This is a genomic window from Caenimonas koreensis DSM 17982 (genome assembly GCF_009646335.1).
GTDB classification, from domain to species: Bacteria; Pseudomonadota; Gammaproteobacteria; order Burkholderiales; family Burkholderiaceae_C; genus Ramlibacter; species Ramlibacter koreensis.
On record NZ_WJBU01000002.1, the window covers coordinates 178125 to 198169 of the forward strand.

General features: G+C 63.4%; 16 protein-coding genes. 4 read left to right on the top strand and 12 right to left on the bottom strand.

Annotation, left to right across the window (positions count from 1 at the left end; translation table 11 throughout):
* Positions 1–13 precede the first annotated feature (13 nt).
* From GHT07_RS02660 to GHT07_RS02680, 5 genes are read right to left on the bottom strand one after another with little or no spacing between them, the layout of a single operon-like run.
* On the bottom strand, positions 14–985 hold the full coding sequence (locus tag GHT07_RS02660) for an ABC transporter ATP-binding protein (RefSeq protein ID WP_323740758.1): 972 nt from the start codon (positions 983–985) through the stop codon (positions 14–16).
* Complete coding sequence (locus GHT07_RS02665) at positions 982–1965, bottom strand: ABC transporter ATP-binding protein (protein WP_153583514.1); 984 nt, start codon at positions 1963–1965, stop codon at positions 982–984. The genes GHT07_RS02660 and GHT07_RS02665 overlap by 4 nt, the downstream gene beginning before the upstream one ends.
* A gap of 14 nt (positions 1966–1979) precedes the next feature.
* Positions 1980–2933, bottom strand: a complete 954-nt coding sequence (locus GHT07_RS02670) for an ABC transporter permease (RefSeq protein WP_153583515.1) — start codon at positions 2931–2933, stop codon at positions 1980–1982.
* Entirely contained in the window at positions 2899–3858 is a 960-nt protein-coding gene (locus GHT07_RS02675) for an ABC transporter permease (protein WP_323740759.1), read from the bottom strand. Before GHT07_RS02675 ends, GHT07_RS02670 begins: the two co-directional genes overlap by 35 nt.
* Positions 3859–3889: 31 nt before the next feature.
* A complete protein-coding gene (locus GHT07_RS02680) occupies positions 3890–5680 on the bottom strand; it encodes a peptide ABC transporter substrate-binding protein (protein WP_153583516.1) in 1791 nt (596 codons plus the stop codon).
* A gap of 170 nt (positions 5681–5850) precedes the next feature.
* Here GHT07_RS02680 and GHT07_RS02685 point away from each other — a divergent pair, with 170 nt between their 5' ends.
* Complete coding sequence (locus GHT07_RS02685; protein WP_153583518.1) at positions 5851–7560, top strand: MFS transporter; 1710 nt, start codon at positions 5851–5853, stop codon at positions 7558–7560.
* 42 nt (positions 7561–7602) lie between these two features.
* On the opposite strand, the gene GHT07_RS02690 is transcribed toward GHT07_RS02685, so the two are convergent.
* Positions 7603–8505: a DMT family transporter gene (locus tag GHT07_RS02690; RefSeq protein ID WP_153583519.1), complete on the bottom strand. Its 903-nt coding sequence runs from the start codon at positions 8503–8505 to the stop codon at positions 7603–7605.
* Positions 8506–8610: 105 nt separating this feature from the next.
* Here GHT07_RS02690 and GHT07_RS02695 point away from each other — a divergent pair, with 105 nt between their 5' ends.
* On the top strand, positions 8611–9591 hold the full coding sequence (locus GHT07_RS02695) for a quinone oxidoreductase family protein (protein WP_153583520.1): 981 nt from the start codon (positions 8611–8613) through the stop codon (positions 9589–9591).
* Positions 9588–10400 (top strand): NUDIX hydrolase, encoded by an 813-nt coding sequence (locus GHT07_RS02700; RefSeq protein WP_323740760.1) that lies wholly within the window; start codon positions 9588–9590, stop codon positions 10398–10400. Before GHT07_RS02695 ends, GHT07_RS02700 begins: the two co-directional genes overlap by 4 nt.
* On the opposite strand, the gene GHT07_RS02705 is transcribed toward GHT07_RS02700, so the two are convergent.
* The 4 genes from GHT07_RS02705 to GHT07_RS02725 all read right to left on the bottom strand — a co-directional run bounded on the left by GHT07_RS02705 (position 10397) and on the right by GHT07_RS02725 (position 16646).
* Positions 10397–12070, bottom strand: coding sequence for a Na/Pi cotransporter family protein (locus GHT07_RS02705; protein ID WP_153583521.1), 1674 nt, complete (start codon positions 12068–12070; stop codon positions 10397–10399). The genes GHT07_RS02700 and GHT07_RS02705 overlap by 4 nt on opposite strands.
* A gap of 115 nt (positions 12071–12185) precedes the next feature.
* On the bottom strand, positions 12186–12686 hold the full coding sequence (lspA, locus tag GHT07_RS02715; RefSeq protein WP_153583522.1) for a signal peptidase II: 501 nt from the start codon (positions 12684–12686) through the stop codon (positions 12186–12188).
* Positions 12686–15556: an isoleucine--tRNA ligase gene (gene ileS / locus GHT07_RS02720; protein ID WP_153583523.1), complete on the bottom strand. Its 2871-nt coding sequence runs from the start codon at positions 15554–15556 to the stop codon at positions 12686–12688. Before ileS ends, lspA begins: the two co-directional genes overlap by 1 nt.
* A gap of 91 nt (positions 15557–15647) precedes the next feature.
* On the bottom strand, positions 15648–16646 hold the full coding sequence (locus GHT07_RS02725; protein ID WP_153583524.1) for a bifunctional riboflavin kinase/FAD synthetase: 999 nt from the start codon (positions 16644–16646) through the stop codon (positions 15648–15650).
* A 171-nt stretch (positions 16647–16817) separates the two neighbouring features.
* Here GHT07_RS02725 and GHT07_RS02730 point away from each other — a divergent pair, with 171 nt between their 5' ends.
* Positions 16818–17375, top strand: coding sequence for an HNH endonuclease (locus GHT07_RS02730; RefSeq protein ID WP_153583525.1), 558 nt, complete (start codon positions 16818–16820; stop codon positions 17373–17375).
* 14 nt (positions 17376–17389) lie between these two features.
* Here the strand turns inward: GHT07_RS02730 and GHT07_RS02735 are convergent, their stop codons facing one another.
* Positions 17390–18772 carry an alpha/beta fold hydrolase gene (locus GHT07_RS02735; protein WP_153583526.1) on the bottom strand — a complete coding sequence of 461 codons (1383 nt, stop codon included), beginning with the start codon at positions 18770–18772 and terminating at the stop codon, positions 17390–17392.
* 140 nt (positions 18773–18912) lie between these two features.
* Positions 18913–20028 carry an acyl-CoA dehydrogenase family protein gene (locus GHT07_RS02740; RefSeq protein WP_153583527.1) on the bottom strand — a complete coding sequence of 372 codons (1116 nt, stop codon included), beginning with the start codon at positions 20026–20028 and terminating at the stop codon, positions 18913–18915.
* Positions 20029–20045 lie beyond the last annotated feature (17 nt).

The following is a 20045-nucleotide window of genomic DNA, read 5'->3' on the forward strand; positions in this document are numbered from 1 at the left end:
CGCCAGCAAGACCTCACCGCAAGTGGCAAGCCGCCCAATGCCCGGGCGCCTTCTCTTCCAGCGCTGGCTCTTCATGACTGCACAGCGGCAGCTGGGCAATCGGGCAGCGCGTATGAAAGCGGCATCCCGTCGGCGGCCGGATAGGACTCGGCACATCGCCTTGCAACATGATGCGCTGGCGCTTGACCGTCGGATCAGGAATAGGCACTGCCGACAGCAGCGCCTCGGTGTACGGATGCAGCGGATTCGTATACAGCTCGGTTGACGGCGCAATCTCCGCGACCTTGCCCAGGTACATCACCGCCACGCGATCGCTGAAGTGCTCGACCACGGAGAGGTCGTGTGCGATGAACATGTAGGTCAGCTGCAGCTTGTCTTGCAAGTCTTCGAGTAAGTTGATCACCTGCGCCTGCACCGATACGTCGAGCGCAGAGACGGGCTCGTCGCAGACGACGATCTTCGGATTCACTGCGAGTGCACGCGCGATACCGATGCGCTGTCGCTGCCCGCCCGAGAACTCGTGCGGATAGCGCTTCATGTGGTCGGGGCTCAGGCCCACGAGTGTCAATAACTCAGCGATGCGGTCGCGATACTCGTTCGCGTCCTTCGTCAGCTTGTGGATCGTCAAGGCCTCGCCAATGATCGTGCCCACCGTCATGCGCGGATTGAGCGACGCATACGGGTCTTGAAAGATGATCTGCATGTCGCGCGCGAGCGAACGCAGTTCGTCCTTGCCCATGGCCGTGACGTTCTTGCCTTCGAACCACACTTCACCGGCCGTCGGCTCAATCAGGCGCAGGATGCAGCGGCCCGTCGTGCTCTTGCCGCAGCCGGATTCACCCACCACGCCCAGCGTCTCGCCTTGCGCAATGTCGAAGCTCACGCCATCGACGGCATGCACCTTGTCGACCTGGCGCTGGAACACGCCGCCCTTGATCGGGAAGTGTTTGACCAAATCCTTGACCCGCAGCAGAGGTTCAGTCACAGCCCAATCTCCTCTGCACGAATGCAAGCGGCCTTGTGGCCGGTGCTGATCGCCCGCAAGGCCGGCGTCGCGGCGCTGCACTCGGGGATGGCATGTTTGCATCGCGGCGCGAAGCGGCAGCCTTCGGGCGGATTGATCAGCTTGGGCACGCTACCGCCAATCGACTCCAGCCGCACACGGTGTGTGGCTGCGCGATCCACGCGAGGAATCGAACGGATCAGGCCCTGCGTGTACGGATGGCGCGGATTCGCAAAGAGCTCTGCAGCAGGCGCTTCTTCAACGACCTTGCCCGCATACATCACGACGACCTTCTGCGCCATTTCCGCGACGACGCCCATCGCGTGCGTGATGAGCATGATCGACATGCCCATGCGCTCTTTCAATTCATTCAGCAGCTCAAGAATCTGCGCCTGTATCGTGACGTCGAGCGCGGTGGTCGGCTCGTCGGCGATCACGAGTTTCGGGTTGCACGACAGCGCCATCGCAATCATCACGCGCTGGCGCATGCCGCCGGAGAACTGGTGCGGATAGTCGTTCACGCGCCGCGCCGCTTGCGGAATGTGAACAAGCTTGAGCATTTCCACAGCCTGGTCCATTGCCGACTTGCGGCTGAAGCCGCCGTGGATGCGCACGCTCTCCGCGATCTGCTCACCCACGGTGTACACCGGGTTGAGCGACGTCATCGGCTCCTGGAAGATGATCGCGATTTCCTTGGAGCGCACCTTGCGCATGCCAGCCGCATCGAGCTTCACCAGGTCGCGGCCTTGCCACAGCACTTCACCGGCCACGATCTTGCCGGGCGGCATCGGGATGAGCTTGAGCACCGTCATGGCTGTGACGGTCTTGCCGCAACCCGATTCACCGACGACGCACACCGTCTCGCCGCGCTCGACGCTGATGTCCACGCCATCGACAGCGTGCAGCCAGCCGTCTTCGGTCTTGAAATGGGTTTTGAGGCCCTTGATTTCGAGGAGTGCCATTGAGTTAGTTGGGGTCAGAGCACGTCTCGTGGGTCCAGTGCATCACGCAAGCCATCGCCAATGAAGTTGATGGCCAGCACCGTCAGGAAAATCGCGGCGCCGGGGAACAGCGCCCAGTACGTTGCGATGTCGAGGTATTCCTTGCTGTCGTACAAGATGCGTCCCCACGTCGGGATGTCCGGCGGAAAGCCGAGGCCCAGGAATGACAGGGTGGACTCCGCAATGATGGCGGCGGCCACGTCGATGGTGCCGGCGACGATCACTGGCCCCAGCGCATTCGGCAGGATGTGCCGCACGACTTGCCGCGTGGTGCTCGCGCCCAATGCACGCGCCGCTTCCACAAATTCTTTTTCGCGCAGTGAGAAGAACTGCGCGCGAACCAGCCGCGCCACCGGCATCCAGCGGAAGCAGCCGATCACGAACACGATCAGCAAGAACACGCCGACTTCCGGCCCGAACACGCCCTTGAGCGCATCGCGGAACAAGTAGATCAGCAGCAGCAACAGCGGCAGTTGCGGCAGCGACAGGAACAAGTCGGTGAGCCACATCAGCGCAGCGTCCACCGGGCCGCGAGAGATGCCGGCGATTGCGCCGATGGTCACGCCTACCGTGATCGCCATCGCCATCGCAGCCAGGCCTACGGCGAGTGAGATGCGCCCGCCGTACAACATGCGCGCAAAGATGTCCTGCCCGAGATCGTCCGTGCCGAACGGGTGATTGGGCATCGGCCCTTTCAGGCGGGCAGAGAAGTCGATTTCATTGATCGCGACTTTCCACACCAGCGGCCCAAGCAGCACCAGCAGGATCATCAAGCCGAGCACGACGAGGCTGGCCACGGCCAGCTTGTGACGGCGAAAGCGCCGCCATGCGTCGGACAGCAGCGACGTGCGCTTGCGCCGGATCACTTCGCCGCCAGCGGCGAGCGGCGCCGCGCTAGCGGTAGCTGATGCGGGGGTCGAGCCAGCCATAGAGCAGATCGGCAATCAGGTTAAAAATCAGCACGAGACACGAGAACACGAACGTCACACCCATGATCACCGGTGTGTCGTTGCGCAGGATGGCGTCGATCAGCAGCGAGCCGATGCCGGGGATGCGGAAGATCTGCTCGGTGACGATTGCACCGCCGAAGATGGCGGGCATCTGCAACGCGACGAGCGTCACCACCGGAATCAACGCATTGCGCACGACGTGCTTCATGATCACGTCCCATTCGCCCAGGCCTTTGCTGCGTGCAGTGGTCACGTGGTCGAGCCGGATCACGTCGAGCATGGCGGAGCGCACATAGCGCGTCCAGCTTGCGCCCTGGAACAGGCCTAGCACCATCACGGGCATCAGCGATTGCTTCACGTGTTCCCACCACCATTGCCAGCCTGTGGCGGAGATGTCGGCGCGGTACACGAAGGGCAGCCAGTCGAGCTTGATCGAGAACAGCAGGATCAGCAGCAGGCCGGTGAAAAAAGTCGGCAGCGAAAAGCCCACGAAAGCCAGTGCGCTGGCAATGCGGTCGAACCACGAATAGGGCTTCATCGCCGAGTAGATGCCCACCGGCAGCGCGACGAGCAGCGCCAGGATTTGCGACGCGCCGATCACGGCGAGCGTCACGGGCACGCGTTGCAGGATCAGCTGGTCGACGTTGACGCGGCTGATGAACGAGAAGCCCCAGTCGCCCTGCAGCATGGCAAAGATCCAGCGGAAGTACCGCTGCCAGATCGGGTCGTCCAGCCCGAACTGCTTGCGCAGGTTCGCCTGCACTTCAGGCGGCACATTCGGGTTGAGCGCCATCTCGGCAAACGGATCGCCGGGCGCGAGCGCCAGCACCGTGAAGAGCACGATGCTGATGCCCAGCAGGCTGGGCAGGGCGATGAGTAACCGCCGCAGGAGGTACGAACCCACGGCGGTCAGCTAGCGAGAACGAACGTGAAGTTCAAGCTTCTCTGTACCAGTTTTGGAGCACCGAGAAGTCGAGGTCCCATCCGGACAGGGATGTCACCAGCTTCGTGTTCGCACCACGCACACGCGGGCGGCTGATCAGCGGAATGATCGCGTTGTCCTTGACGACCATGTCGTTCATGCGAATGAACAGCGCCGCGCGCTTGACCGGATCGAGCTCGGCCTCGCCTTGTGCGAAGAGCTTGTCGTATTCCTCATTGCGCCAGCGCGCGATGTTGCGGCCCTGCCATTTGTTCGCCTTGGTCGAGCACTCCTTGATGGTGTACTGGTCCATGAAGCGCTCGGGGTCAGGCTGCGTCATCGTGGTGGTGTACATCTGCATGTCGCACCAGAACTTGCCATACGTGTCGGGGTTGGCCACGTCGGACGAGAAGAACACGGAGGCCGTGACTGACTTCAGCTCGAGATCGATACCGGCCTTCTGGCAGGCCTGCTTGATCACGGCCTGCTCCTTCTGGCGGATGCCGTTGACGGACGTCTGGAAGACGAACTTCATCTTCTTGCCGCCCTTCTCTCGGATGCCGTCAGCGCCTTTCTTCCAGCCCGCTGCGTCAAGCAATGCACTGGCCTTGTCGATGTTGAATTCGAACTTCGTGTTGGGCGAGCGGTACTTCGCCGGGTTGTTCAGGAAGTTCGATGTGGCCACGCCGGTGCGGCCGTAGATGAACTGCTGGATCGCGTTGCGATCAGCCAGCAAGGCCATCGCTTCACGCACCTGCGGCTCGGTGAAGGCGAAGTGCTTGCTCTTGAGGCTGGAGCGCTCGCCATCGACTTCGGTCCACGGGTCCGTGAGGCTCAGTTGCATGAACTCGATGTCGCCGCTGGGGATGATGTGCGCGCGGCCCTTGCCGCCATCTTCCATGCGCTTGAGCACTTCGTCTTCGACTTGCAGGTTCCACGCGTAGTCGTATTCACCTGTCTGCAGCACAGCGCGTGCGGCCGATGTCGCATCGCCGCCGCCCTTCATTTCGATCGAATCGAAATAAGGCCGGTTGGGCATGTGGTAGTTGTTGTTGATCTCGCCGCGCACCATGTCGCCCGGCTTGAAATCGACGAACTTGTAGGGGCCCGTGCCCACGGGCTTGAGGTTGCCCGGTGCCTCGCGCGACTTGGCGCCGGCATAGGGGCCGAACACGTGCTTGGGAATGATCATGCCTTCGGCCGCGACGAATGCCGTGGCCCAGAAGGGCGTTGCCTTGGCGAATGCCACCTTGATGGTGTGCGAATCGACTTTGGTGACGACCACGTCTTTGTAGACACCCGAAGTGACCGCGGCCGTGGCGGGGTCTTTTGCATATTCCCAGGTGAAGAGGCAGTCGTCGGCGGTGAACGGCTGGCCGTCATGCCAGGTCACGCCGCGCTTGAGCTTCCAGGTGACTGACTTGCCGTCGGCTGTGAGCCCGCCGTTCTCACGCGACGGGATTTCTGCGGCCAGGATGGGCACGAGGTTGCCATCGTTGTCCCACACAGCCAGCGGCTCGTAGAAGATGCGCGAGCCTTCCTGGTCTTTCGTGCCGTTGGCGAAGTGCGGCTGCAGCAGCGTTGCACCTTGCCACCACAAGACCTTGAGCGGCCCGCCGCCGCCACGCTTGGTCGGCTTGTAGGCCGGAGTCGGCTGCGCCTGTGCAATGCCTGCATGCATCAGCAGCATCGATGCCGTCGGGGCACTCAGGCCCACGGCCACCATTCGCTGGATGAACTCGCGGCGCGGCAGCGTACCTGTGCGGACTTCTTCGATCGACTCTCGTATTTCGTGTTCAAGCATGACGTGCTCCTCGGGATGAGAACGGAAGGATGTGCGCAAGTGGCCCGCACCGATACCGTGCAAACACTGATGCACGGCCACCCGACTTTCAGGCACTTCAGGCTTACAAGCAAAAAGCCTACCAAGCTCTCGCATAATGCGCCCCAAGAACAAATCACAAAGAGGCATTCATGCTGCCCAACTTGCTCGGTACACGTAAAGGCCGCCTGGCCGCGTTTTTCCTGCTCTACGTGACCGAGGGTATTCCCCTTGGCTTCGCGGCCACTGCCATTGCGACGCAACTGCGCAGGCAAGGTGTGGGGCCGGCGGAGATCGGCGCGTTTGTCGCTTCGTTCTATCTGCCATGGGCATTCAAGTGGGCGTTCGGGCCGCTGGTGGACGTGTTTCGCTCCCAGCGCTGGGGCCACCGGCGCGCATGGATCCTCGTCACGCAGGTCATGATGGTGGCCACGCTGCTGTCGCTCATTGCCGTGCCCATGCCGGCGGGGCTGGGCATCTTCACGGCAATCTTGCTGGTGCACAACACCTTCGGCGCCATCCAGGACGTGGCGATCGACTCGCTGGCGGTGAACACACTCAGCGAGGATGAGCGGGGCCTGGCCAACGGCCTGATGTTTGCCGGCGCGTCGGTCGGCCAGGCGGTCGGTGGCAGCGGCGTGCTGTTTCTCATGCCGTACATCGGCTTTCAGTCGAGCTTTGTGTTTGTCGCCGCGGCCATCGGGCTCGTCACTGCCTTCGTGGTGCTGCCGATGAAGGAAGTCACTGCGCAGGCCGTTGCGCTGCTGCCCGGCATGAGCCGCATGCGCACCGCCGCTGCTGAAATGAAGGTGTTCGCCGTGCAGTCGTTCCGCGCCTTCATCGGCACGCGCGGCGCGTACTCGGGTGTGTTCTTTGCACTGCTGCCCGCAGGCGCCATGTCACTTGGCCTGGCGCTGCAATCCAACCTGGCCGTCGAGCTGGGCATGGACGACGACGAGGTGGCCATGCTCAACCTGTGGTCGTCGATCGTGTCGGCTGCGGCGATGGTGATCGGCGGCTGGATTTCGGACAAGCTCGGGCGCCGCATCACGCTGTTCTTCTATCTGGCCACGATGAGCCTGCCCGTGCTGTACCTGATGTTCGTGCTGCAGCAAGCTGGCTACGTGATGCCGCGCGCACCGGGTGGTGCGCCGATGCGCGACTTGCTCACCACGCTGTGGATTGCCACGATGGCGTACGCCGTGTTCCAGGGCCTGATGTACGGCACCCGGTCCGCCATCATGATGGACGTGACCAACCCGCGTGTGGCCGCGACGCAGTTCACTGCATACATGGCGATGATGAATCTTGCCATCTCGATGGCAGCCGGCTGGCAGGGTGTGGCGATCGAGGCGTGGGGTTACCCGACAACCTTGCTGATCGACGCCATCATTGGCCCGCTGTGTTGCCTGTTGCTGCCATACATGAAGCGGACCACGGGTGGCTTCACCGATGCATTTGCCAACAGCCGCGCCCGCAACACGGCGGTGGTGTTGGGGCTGTGCTGCCTGTCGTGGCTGCTCTACTGGCCCAACCGTGCGGCGCTGGGCAGCGGCCAGCCGATCGTCAATACGTTGTTCACGCTGGTGTTCATTGCATCCGCGCTGTTTTTGCTCGCGGGGCGCGAGGTGCAGGGCACCGAGGCGGGGCACTGGCGCGTGTTGTCGTTGTGGACGGCCCCGCTGTTGCTGGCGATGCACTTGCGCTACCAGCTCGACAAGCTCGGCAATCCCACACTGCACTCGGCCGCCGAAATGGCGATGTATCTTGTGCCGTTCATTGGCGGCATCGTGCTGATTGGCATGTCGACGCGCAACTGGAGCGGGCCGCCGCAGTTGCGGGAAGAGGCGTTGGCGGGGTAAGGCGTTGGCGGGGTGAGCGGGCCGGCGCGCCCGACGGCGAAGCTACCGCCTCGACGACACGACAATGCCGCCAACAATCATCGCGAACGCCACCGCGTGATAGACATGCGGCAACTCGGAGAGGAACGCCGCTGACATCACCGCCGCAAACAACGGCGTGAGATTCGAGAAGAACGCCGCCATGTTCGGGCCGGCGCGCTGCACGCCCAGCCCCCAGTAGCGATACGCCAGGATCGCCGGGCCGATCGCGATATAGACAAGCGCAGCCGCGAGCGGCCAGCCGATGACGATTTGCGGATCCGTCAGCGTCCATTCGCCCGCAGCGAACAAACCTGACCACGCCATGCCCATCACGATCTGCGCCATCAGGAAGGCAGCCCAGTCCTGGCGGATCGACGGCGGGTCCTTGGCGGACTGCGTGAGTAGCCAGCTGTAGAAAGCCCAGGCGAGTGAGGCCAGCAGCACGTACAGATCACCCGGCACGAGATGCACGGCAGCCAGCACGGCGAGATCTCCCCGGCTGAGCACCACCAGCACGCCCGCAATCGAGAGCAGCGCACCCAGGACTTGCCGCGTCGTGATGCGCTGGCCGAAAAAGAGCGCGCCCACACCAATCATCCACACCGGCATGCTCGCTGCGATCAACGTCACGTTCACCGGCGTCGAAGTCTTCAGCGCCAGGTACTGCAGCGCGTTGTAGCAGCCCACGCCCAGCAGGCCGAGCAACGCAAAGCGCTTCCAGTTCGGCCAGAGTGCGCTGTCGCGCTTGAGCACCCACGCTGCGAACGGCAGCAGGAAGATGAAGGCGAGCGCCCATCGCAAAAAATTGAGCGTGATCGGCGGCGCGATGCCCGCCATCATGCGGCCGACCACGGCGTTGCCAGCCCACAGCAGCGGCGGGATGGTGAGGTAAACAGCGGTTTGGAAAGTCAGGCGTTGGTTCATTGCGAACCCGTGACTCTATCGTGTGCGGCGAAATGCACTCGCGCAGCAAGTCACGCCGATTCGTGGCAGGATGACCGCCGTTTCATTTGCAAGAGGCAACACAGCATGAAAGCCGTACAGATCAAGCAGCCCGGCGGGCCCGAACAAATGGTGTTGGTGGACGTTGAAGTCGGCGAGCCCGGCCCCGGCGAGATCCGCATCCGGCACAAGGCGGTGGGCCTGAACTTCATCGACGTGTATCACCGCACCGGCATGTATCCGCTGCCGCTGCCCGCGACGATCGGTATGGAAGCATCGGGCATTGTCGAAGCGGTGGGCGAGGGCGTCACGCACTTGAAAGCGGGTGACCGCGCAGCGTACGCCAGCCAGCCACCGGGCAGCTACTGCGAGGCGCGCGTGATGCCCGCCAAGACGGTGTGCAAGCTGCCTGACTCGATCGACTTCGACACCGGCGCGGCCATGATGCTCAAGGGCCTTACTGCGCAATACCTGTTGAAGAAGACGCAGCCGCAAGACCGCCTGAAAGAAGGCGACTTCGTGCTGTTTCACGCAGCAGCCGGCGGCGTTGGCTTGATCGCGTGCCAATGGGCGCGTGCGATGGGCCTGCAATTGATCGGCACGGCGGGCTCGGCTGCGAAGTGCGCGCTGGCCAAGGAATACGGCGCGTCGCATGTCATCGACTACACCAAGGAAGACTTCGTGGCGCGCGTGAAGGAGATCACCGGCGGCCGCGGCCTGAAGGTTGTCTATGACTCGGTGGGCAAAGACACCTGGGACAAATCGCTGGAGTGCCTGATGCCCTTCGGGCTGATGGCGAGCTTTGGCGCATCGTCGGGTCCGCCGGCGCCGTTTGCGCCGGGCGCCCTTGGCGCGAAGGGCTCGCTCTATGTGACGCGGCAGACGCTGTTTTCGCACATCGCCACGCGCGAGAGCACGCAGGCCATGGCCGACGACCTGTTCGATGTCGTGGGCAGCGGCAAGGTGAAGATCCGTATCGACCAGCGTTACCCACTTGCCGACGTGCAACAGGCCCACCGCGACCTCGAAGGGCGCAAGACCACCGGCTGCACGATCCTGACTCTGTGAGCGAGCACAGCGCGTGGCTGGACCGGTTGCGCGCCAGTGCGCAGCTGCCGCCTGCTGCGCCGCGTGTGCCTCTGTGGTGGGGCACTGCCGTGATCGGATCGGTCGAGCCGGACTTCTTTGCGAAGGCGTTGCCGGCGCAGGCTATCGGTGTGCAGGGCTGGGTCGAGTATTCAGTGCGCGATGGCCAGGGCGGATGGGCGCTTGCCGGCGAGTTGACGAGCACGCTGGCCCTCATCGCCAATGCGCTGCGTCACTCAGGCTTCGCGCACACCTGGCGCGACGAGCAGCTTGCCGTTTGCGATGAGCACGGCACGCGCCTGGGAACGGTCGAGCGTGGGGTGGTGCGCCAGTTGGGCATTACCACGCACGCCGTGCACCTGGCCGGTGTGACGCCCGACGGCAGGCACTGGATCCAGCAGCGATCGCTCACCAAGGCCAACGACCCCGGCCTGTGGGACACGCTCATGGGCGGCATGGTGCCGGCGAGCGATACGGTCATGCAGTCGCTGGAGCGTGAGACATGGGAGGAAGCGGGCCTGCGCATCGACCAGCTGCGCGAGATCGAGCTGGGAGGCCGCATCGCGACGAGCCGCCCGGCGCATGACCAGGTCGCGGGCTATGTGGTGGAAGACATTGACTGGTACCGCTGCGTCGTGCCCGACGGCGTGGCGCCGAGCAACCAGGATGGGGAGGTTGCGCAGTTTGCTTTGTTGCCGCAAGCGCAATTGCACCAGCGTTTGCTGCAAGGTGAATTCACCACCGAGGCGGCCTTGATCTTCGCCGCCATGACTGGCATTGCCGGTATCTAGCTCAGCGTACCAGCCTGGTTTTCCGGCAGGGACGCCTGTCGCAGGCGGTTCGGCGCGAGGGCGCCGGCTGTATCGAGGATGGGATACGCAATCGAGCAGATGTGCGAATTGATGCGCTTCAAGTCGCTGATCAGGTCGATATGCAGTGAACTGGTTTCCACGCTTTGCAGCGTGTTGCCGGACAGGCGCGTCAGGTGGGTCGACGCGTAGGCGCGCTCCAGGTCGCGAAAGCGCGCCTTTTCTTCGAGCAGTTTCTGCGCGTCGCGCACCGATCCATTGAGGAACACGCTCATGCCCAGCCGCAGGTTGTCGACCAGGCGCTGGTGCAGCTCGCAGATCTCGGCCATGCCGGCATCCGAAAAACTGCGGCCCTTGCTGATCTTCTTGTCTTCGACGTCGATCAGGATGCGCTCGATGATGTCGCCCACCTGTTCCATGTTGATCGTGAAGCTGATGATGTCCGTCCAGCGGCGGCCCTCTTCTTCGGCCAGCGCCTCGCGGGAGATCTTGGTCAGGTAGTACTTGATGGCGGAGTAAAGCTCGTCGACGATGTCGTCCTGCTTGCGCAGCTCCTGCGCGAGCCGCAGGTCATTTGTCTTGATGACGGTCAGCATGCCCATCAGCATCGTCTCGACGACATCCGCCTGGTGAAGCGCCTCGCGCGCCGCGCACGAGATCGCCAGTGAGGGTGTGGCGAGCGCCGAGGGATCGAGGTGATGGGGCCGCCCGGAGGCCAGTGTCTTCTCTGGCTTGGGCAACCACCGGCCGACCCACTTCGCCACCACGTCCGTCAGGCCGATGAACGTTGCCATTACCACCAGGTTGAAGCTGAGGTGAAAGAGCACAACCATGGTTGCGGCATCGGCGACATAGGGCCGCACGTACTTCAGCCACAGGCCGATGAGAGGTGCAGTCACGACGACGCCCATGGCCTTGAAGACAAAGTTGCCAAGTGGCACCTGCCGCACTTCAACTGACGAGCGCGCCGTCGTGATGACTGCCAGCAGCCCGCTGCCGAGATTGGCGCCCAGCACGATGCCCAGCGCTGACTCCAGGGAAACGAGCCCTGAGGCCGCAAGTGTCGCGATCAGCAGCACGGTGGCCAGGCTCGAATACGCGATGACCGAGATGAATGCGCCCACCGTGATCTCGAGCATCAGCTCGGACGTGACCGAAGCCAGCAGCGCCTTGACGGCGGGCGAGCTGATCATGATTCGCGTCGAGTCCGAGATCAGGTGCAGGGCCAGCAGCATCAGCCCCAGGCCGACAAAAATCCGGCCGATGTGGCCGGCGGTCGTGGCCTGTCTCGACAGGAACATCACCACGCCCGTGAAGATGAACAGGGGGGACAACCACGACAGGTCGAACGAGAAGACGACCGCCATCAGGCTTGTGCCCACATCGGCGCCGAGCATCACGGCGAGCGCCATGGGCAGCGTGACAAGGCCCTGGCCCACGAAGGCGGACACAATCAAAGCGGTGGCGGTGCTGGACTGGATCAGTGCCGTGACGCCCAGGCCCGAGATGGCCGCGGCGGCGCGGTTGGAGACGCTGTGCGAGAGAACGTTGCGCAAGTTGGCACCGAAGACCCGCAGGATTTCGGTGCGTACAAGGTGCGTGCCCCACACCAGCAGCGCAATAGCTGCAAGCAAATTCAACAAATGCTTCATCGTCTGCGACGACTATACGCCGGGGAGAGGTTGAGCGTTCGGCGTTCGGCGTTCGGCGTTCGGCGTTCGGCGTTCGGCGTTCGGCGTTCGGCGTCATCGCATCCCCGCTCAACGCTTAACGAGAACGGCGCACTCGAAGCAGCTCGTCAAGCACCATGCAGACGGCACCGATGGTGATGGCGCTGTCCGCCACGTTGAACGCCGGGAAGAACCAGCCGGCCCAGTGCACCTGGATGAAGTCCACCACGTAGCCGTGCAGCATGCGATCGACGACATTGCCGATGGCGCCGCCGAGGATCAGCGCCATGGCGAACGAGAAGAGCTTCTGCCCGGCATGCGAGCGCAGCATCCACACAATGAAGATCGCGGCGGCGATGCCAATGCCGGTGAAGAGCCAGCGCTGCCAGCCCGATGCCGATGCGAGGAACGAGAAGGCAGCGCCCGTGTTGTGCGCACGAACCACGTTGAAGAAGCTGGTGACGTAAGTCGAGTCGCCGAGCTGGTAGTACCCAAGGATCAGCACTTTGGTGAACTGGTCCGCGATGAACACCACCAGCGACAAGCCCAGCCAGGGCAGCCACGCCGAACCTGAAGATGAAGACGAACGCGAGGCCATCAGGCGAACTTCCTGTCTTCACCCGCGCCGAACAGGTTGCTCGTGCAGCGGCCGCAAATGGCGGGGTGCGCGTCGTCGCTGCCGACGTCGTCGCGCCAGTGCCAGCAACGCTCGCACTTCGTCGCTTCAGACGGCGTGACTTTGACGGCCAGCGTATCGCCGGCGTCGATAGCGAACTTCGACGTGATGAAGACGAACTTCGCGTCGTCGCCCAGGCTCACCAGTGCTTCCCACAAGTCGCCATGCGCTTGCAGCGGCACCGTGAGTTCGACGTTCGCCTGCAGCGACGAGCCGACCTGGCCGCCTTCACGCAGCGACTCGATTTCTTTGTTGACGAGTTCGCGCGCGGTGCGGATCTTGGCCCACTTCTCCATCAGCGCTGCATCGGGCGCGCCGAGTTCGCTGTAGGTCTCGAAGAAGATCGACTCGGACGTGCCGAAGATCTTCCATGCCTCTTCTGCGGTGAAGCTCAGGAACGGTGCCATCCAGCGCAGCATGGCGTGCGTGATCGTCCACAAGGCCGTTTGCGCACTGCGGCGGGCGAGCGACTTGGGAGCGGTGGTGTAGAGGCGGTCTTTGAGGATGTCGAGGTAGAACGCGCCGAGGTCTTCGGAGCAATACACCTGCAGCTTCGCGACCACGGGATGGAACTCGTACACCTCGTAGTGCGCCAGCACTTCCGCCTGGAACTGCGCGGCGCGCGAGAGTGCGTAGCGATCAATTTCGAGCATCTGCTCCAGCGGCACGGCGTCTTTCGCAGGGTCGAAGTCGCTCACGTTCGCCATCAGGAAGCGCAGCGTGTTGCGGATGCGGCGGTAGGCATCGACGACGCGCGCGAGGATCTTGTCGTCACCTGCGATGTCTCCTGAGTAGTCGGACGCAGCAACCCACAAGCGCACGATTTCCGCGCCGAGCTTCTTGTTGATTTCCTGCGGCTCGATGCCGTTGCCGAGCGACTTGCTCATCTTGATGCCCTTGCTGTCCACGGTGAAGCCGTGGGTGAGCAAGCTGCGATAGGGCGCGCGGCCATACATCGCGCAGGCAGTGAGCAGCGATGAGTGGAACCAGCCGCGATGCTGGTCGTGGCCTTCGAGGTACAGGTCGGCTTCCGGGCCGTTCTCATGGCCCGAGCCGGCATGCGAGTGCTTGAGCACGGTGGTGTGCGTCGTGCCCGAGTCGAACCACACTTCGAGGATGTCGGTGCTCTTGGTGTATTGCGGCGCATCAGCGGCGACGCCGGCCCTGGCAAAGATTTCCTCGGTCGAGGCCTTGCTCCATGCCTCGATGCCGCCGGCTTCAACCATGTCAGCGGCGATGTCGAGGATTTCCATCGTCTTCGGGTGCAGCTCGCCCGAATCCTTGTGCAGGAAGAAGGGCAGCGGCACGCCCCAGCTGCGCTGGCGCGAGATGCACCAGTCGGGCCGGCCTGCGATCATGTCGCGCAGGCGGGCACGGCCGTTTTCCGGATAGAAGTTCGTTTCCTCGATCGCTTCAAGTGCTGTCTGGCGCAGCGTCTTCGGTGCCTTGTCTTTGGTGAACACGCCCACGCCTTCATCCATGCGGATGAACCACTGCGCTGCTGCACGGTAGATCACGGGCGACTTGTGGCGCCAGCAGTGTGGGTAGCTGTGCGTGATGGTTTCGGTGGCGAACAGGCGGTCGGATTGGCTGAGCACTTCGATGATGCGCGGCACGGCCTTCCAGATGTTCAGGCCGCCGAACAGCGGGAAGTCCGCCGCGTAAGAGCCGTTGCCCTGCACCGGGTTGAGGATGTCGTCGTAGGCCATGCCGTTCGACACGCATGAGTTGAAGTCATCCAGGCCGTAGGCAGGCGACGAGTGGACGATACCGGTGCCGTCATCAGCGGTGGCGTAGTCAGCCAGGTACACGGGTGACAGGCGCTTGTAGCCGGGATCGACGTCGTACAGCGGGTGGCGGAAGTTGATGCCGCCCAGCGCCTGGCCCTTCACGGTGGCGAGCACGCGCCCTTCGAGCTTGTAGCGCTCCAGGCATTTTTCGACGAGCGTCGCCGCGAGGATCAGCATGCCGCGTGGCGTGTCCACCAGCGAATACTCAAGCTCGGGATTGAGGTTGAGCGCCTGGTTGGCGGGGATGGTCCATGCGGTGGTCGTCCAGATCACGGCGTAGATCGGCTTGGGCGGTGCCTCGGTCGTGAGGCCGAAGGCTGTGACGACCTTCCACGGCTCGTCGGCGGCAAAGCCCACGTCGAGCGTTTGCGACTTCTTGTCGGCGTATTCGATTTCGAATTCGGCGAGCGACGAGCCGCAGTCGAAGCACCAGTACACGGGCTTCAAGCCCCGATACACAAAGCCGCGTTCGATCACGCGCTTGAATGCGCGGATTTCCTGCGCCTCGTTCACGAAGTCCATCGTGCGGTAGGGGTGGTCCCAGTCGCCCAGCACGCCCAGGCGCTTGAAGTCGCCCATCTGCAGCGCGATCTGCTCGGTGGCGTAAGCGCGGCTCTTGGCCTGCATCTCATCGCGCGGCAGGTTGCGGCCATGCAGCTTTTCGATGGCGTTCTCGATCGGCAGGCCGTGGCAGTCCCAGCCGGGGATGTAGGCGGCGTCCATGCCCTTGAGCTGGCGCGCCTTGACGATCATGTCTTTGAGGATCTTGTTGACGGCGTGACCCATGTGGATCTGGCCGTTGGCGTAGGGCGGGCCGTCGTGCAGCACGAATTTTTCGTGGCCGCAGCGTGCGGCGCGCAGCTTCTTGTAAAGGCCCTCGTCTTCCCACTGCTTGACCCAGCCCGGCTCGCGCTTGGGCAAGTCGCCGCGCATGGGGAAGGGGGTTTCGGTGAGGTTGAGCGTGGCGCGGTAATCAGTCTTGTCGGCGGTCTTGTCGGTCATGAAAGTCTTTCGGCGATTCGTGGGTTTGTCATCCCGGGAGTGGGCCGGGATCCATGTGTCGTCCAGGCAAGGGGCCCGGAAATTCGAATCGCTAAATTCGGTCGCGCGTCGTTTGCCGGCGCGTGGACGCAAAGAAGGTGCGAGCGTCGTCGCAGTCTTTGCGAATGCCCTGTGTGAGGGCTTCCAGACTGTCGTACTTCAACTCGTCGTGCAATTTGTGCAGCAGGTCCACGCGGATGATCTTACCGTAGGCCCCCTCAGGGCCCAGCTCGTCGGGCCATTCGAGGCAATGCGTCTCCAGCAGCACCCGGCCACCGTTGACGTCGCCCGGGTCGATGGACGGCCGGATGCCCAGATTGGCAACGCCGGGTACCAGCTGCTCGCCGAGCCCTGCGACCTGCACGGCGAAGATGCCGCTGGCCGCTGGCTTCCAGTGTGAAAAGCGCAGGTTCAGCGTCTTGAATCCGAGTTCGCGGCCGAGCTTGCGGCCATGCACCACGTGCCCGCTGATGCTGTACGGCCTGCCCAGCAATGCGGCGGCAGCCGTCATGTCGCCACGCGTCAGCGCATCGCGCACCGCCGAGCTGGACACGCGCAGGCCGCGCACTTCGTAGCTGTTCATGCGCGCCACGTCGAAGCCGCGCGCGGCGCCGGCCGCGTCGAGCATGGCGTAGTCGCCAGCGCGCTTGGCGCCAAAGCGGAAGTCGTCACCCACCAGCACATATTTCGCGCCCAGGCCTTTGACGAGCACGTCGTCGATGAACGCTTGCGGCACTTGGGCGGACAAGCGTGCGTCGAACGGGAGCACCACGCATTGGTCGACGCCGCAGCTGGCGAGTTCAGTGAGCTTGTCGCGCAGGGTCGCGATGCGCGCGGGCGCCAGCTCAGGCTTGCGCGCCAGTGCCGCAAAGTAGTCGCGCGGATGCGGCTCGAATGTCATCACGCAGCTGGGCACACCGCGATGCCTGGCTTCGCTATTGAGCAGCGCGAGCATGGCCTGGTGGCCGCGATGCACGCCGTCGAAGTTGCCGATCGTGAGCGCGCAGGCCGGCGCAATGCCCGGGTGATGGAAGCCTCTGAAAATGCGCATCGCGTTCCGGTGTTATCTTTTTGATAGCAACTTAAGCCGATCTGGCAAGCGTCGCAGGGTTGTCCGCTGTAGCGGACGGTTCATCAAAACAAGGTATATTGTGCTGTAGCCGCGCTTTGCTGCGCCGCCTGACCTCGTGCCTGGTTTCCTGTTCAATCAAGGAGTCCTGTTTTGAAGGTTCTGAAGCTGTCCGCCCAAGGCTTGCCCCAGTCGTGGATTTCGCTGGAGCAGGCGGTGCTGCACTACGCTGCCGATGAGGTGCGCTGGGAAGTCGGCGCGCAAGTGGCGCTCTTTCGTGGCGGCCACAACGCCGAGACGGGCCTTCAATCGCAGATCAGCGTGTCGAGCATCATCGGCACCAAGGGCGTGCCGAACATCAACCCGTTCGACCTCAAGCCGGGCCTCACCAACACCAAGCTCTTCGCGCGCGACCGCAATGTGTGCGCCTATTGCGGCCTGGTGCACTACGAAGAAGAGCTCACCCGCGAGCACATCATCCCGTTCGCGCAAAACGGCAAGGACCACTGGATGAATGTGGTCACCGCGTGCCGCGCCTGCAACCACCGCAAGAGCAACCGCACGCCCGAGCAGGCGCGCATGCCGCTGCTGTTCGCGCCCTACATTCCCAGCCTGTGGGAAGACTTCATCCTTCGCAACCGCCGCATCCTGGCGGACCAGATGGAGTTTTTGATGGCGCACCTGCCGAAGACGTCGCGGCTATATACGTAGCCTGCGAACAGGCTTCAGTACGTCAGCTCCAGCGTCGTGATGTGGCCCTGTGCTGCGGGCCAGGTGCGGCCAATGATGCGTTCCCCATTGAACTCAGCCGTGATGGCGCGTGGCGAGTCATAGGCAGGCTTCAACGTCGAAGTGGCAACGCCCGCTCCAAGCACCGCGCCCGGCGGCGGGCTGATGCTGTCGAACACCATCTTGTCGCGCCCCGGGTCGAGATAGCCGCGCGGGCGGGTCATTCGCACGATGGTCGGTGCGTTCTTGTCGGCATCGGCAATGCGTTCGGCGCGGATGTTCACGACGTCGCTGGAACGCGCGAATGCGCTGCGATAGATGTGCGATGTTGCGTAGCCTGGCGCTGAAAGCACGAACTCGTAGCGCGTGTCTGCCGCAGCGTTGAAGGGGCCCCACATGCCGTCGGCACCGGTGGTCGATTCGTAAGCCGGCGCGCCGCGACGCTCGCCGGTGTTCGAGTCGACGGCAAAGACCTGCAGCTTCGCGCCTGGCAGCGGCAGGTTGTTGGAGAAGGCACCGCTCGCCGGATCGGTGGACGAAACGCCCAGGCCGCTGATCTTGCCGCGCAGCACGATCTTGTCTTCAGCCGTGACCGCGGACGTTGCCGGTGCTTTGCCCGTGATGAACTGGTAGGCCGCAGCGAATGCGGCAGGCGAGTAGGCAGTCTCGCGATGATCAATGCGCGGGATGACGACGTTGGTCGCGCCCTTGAGTTCGGGGCCTGCGTTCGTCACGCCAGTGGCGACGCCGCGCTTGCCGACCCACAGGCCGTCGGGCTGCGCGAACTTGTCGTTGTTGTCCGAGCGGATGGTCATCCACTTCACGGGGCCGGTCACTTCATCGCCTTGCGCGTTCTTTGGTCGGTTCAGCGCGGTGAGGATGGGCCCGTGGCCTGCGAATTCGCTGGTGTTCGGCAGCCCTTCAATGGGCACGGCCCACACGCCATGGTTAGGCGTGCCGCCAAGAATCGCATGGCTCACGGTCTTGTCGCCGCCGCCCGATTCGACATAGCTGCGAATCGCGATGCCGCCGCGCGAATTGCCGAACAGGACGACCTGCTTTGCGCCGGTGGACTGCAGCACCTGCTCGACCGCCGCTTTGACATGAGCTGCGTTTTCGGCCGCCGATGTGCGGCCGGCTTGCGGCCTGGCGTCGTCGTCACGCGCGATTGGGTAGGGGACGTCGATGGCGTAGAGCCGCGAGCGCGGCCAGCCATTCGATTCGAAGCGCCACATCGTGGTCTGCCAGATCGAGGCGGTATCGCCATTGCCGTGGACGAAGACGATGGGCGGTGCGTCCTGCGCAGATGGCGCAGTGGCGCAGCCGGCCAGGGCCAGCAAGCCCGCACCGAGAGCCAATAAGAGGCGGCGTGAAATCATGTTTGTCTCCAATCTGCTTTTGTTCCCCAGCGGGGCACCGTTCGCGCGGAACATCGTGCAGCGTGAACGGACATGAAAGAAAGCCCGGCATTGCCGGGCTCCTCCATCGGGTCAGACCGCTGAAAAACGCGCGGCTTTCCTCAAGCGAAGACCCCGGCTGTGTCCTGCATTCTTTCGGAGACTTCGCCCAGGTGGTCCAGGGTATCCCCGAACGTCATCTCCAGCTGCGTGAGCTTCTTGAAGTAATGGCTGACGATGTATTCCTCTGTCACGCCAATGCCGCCGTGCAGCTGAACCGATTGCTGGCCAATGAAGCGCATCGACACGCCCAGCTGGTATTTGGCGCGAGCCAGTGCGCGGCGGCGCTCGTCGGTCGGTGCGTTCAGCTTGAGCGATGCGTAGTAGCTCATCGAACGTGCGAGTTCGAGCTGCATCTTCATGTCGGCCACACGATGCTTGAGCGCCTGGAAGCTCGAGAGCGTTGCACCGAACTGCTTGCGCGTGTTCATGTACTCGACCGTGACGTCCATCGTCTTGTCGAGCACGCCCACTGCTTCTGCGCACAGGGCTGCAATGCCGATGTCCACTGCATGTCCAAGTGCAGTCTGGCCTTCGCTGGTGACCAGCGTTGCCGGCGACGACTTGAAGGCGACTTCTGCCGCGCGCGAACCATCTTGTGTGCCATAGCCGCGTGCCGCGACGCCGCTGGCGGATTTCTCGACGAGGAACAGCGCCATCTTGCCGTTGGCGTTCGCGGGGACGAGGAACGCGTCAGCCTGGTCACCGGCAGGCACGATGCTCTTGTAGCCCGTCACGCTCCAGCTGTCACCCGACTGCGTTGCTGTTGCTTCGCAGGTGTCCAGGCGGTAGCGCGCCTTCTGCTCCTGGTACGCGAGGACCACGAGCGACTCGCCGCCGGCGATCTTCGGCAGCCACGCCGCCTTCACGGCATCGGGTGCATAGCCGCTGATGACGCCGCCTGCAATCAACGTTTGTGCCAGCGGCTCCATCACGATGCCGCGGCCGAGCTCTTCCATCACGACCATGCCCTCGATCGGGCCCATGCCCATACCGCCGTCGTCTTCCGAGATATAGAGGCCTGCAAGACCCAGCTCGGCGAGTTGTGCATAGACGCTGCGGTCGAACCCGCCTGCCTTCACGATCGCGCGGCGGCGGTCGAAGTCATAGCCCTTGTCCACCCACTTGCGAACGGCGTCGCGCAGTTGCTGCTGGTCGTCAGAAAAATCGAAATCCATTGAATGCTCCTGGGGCA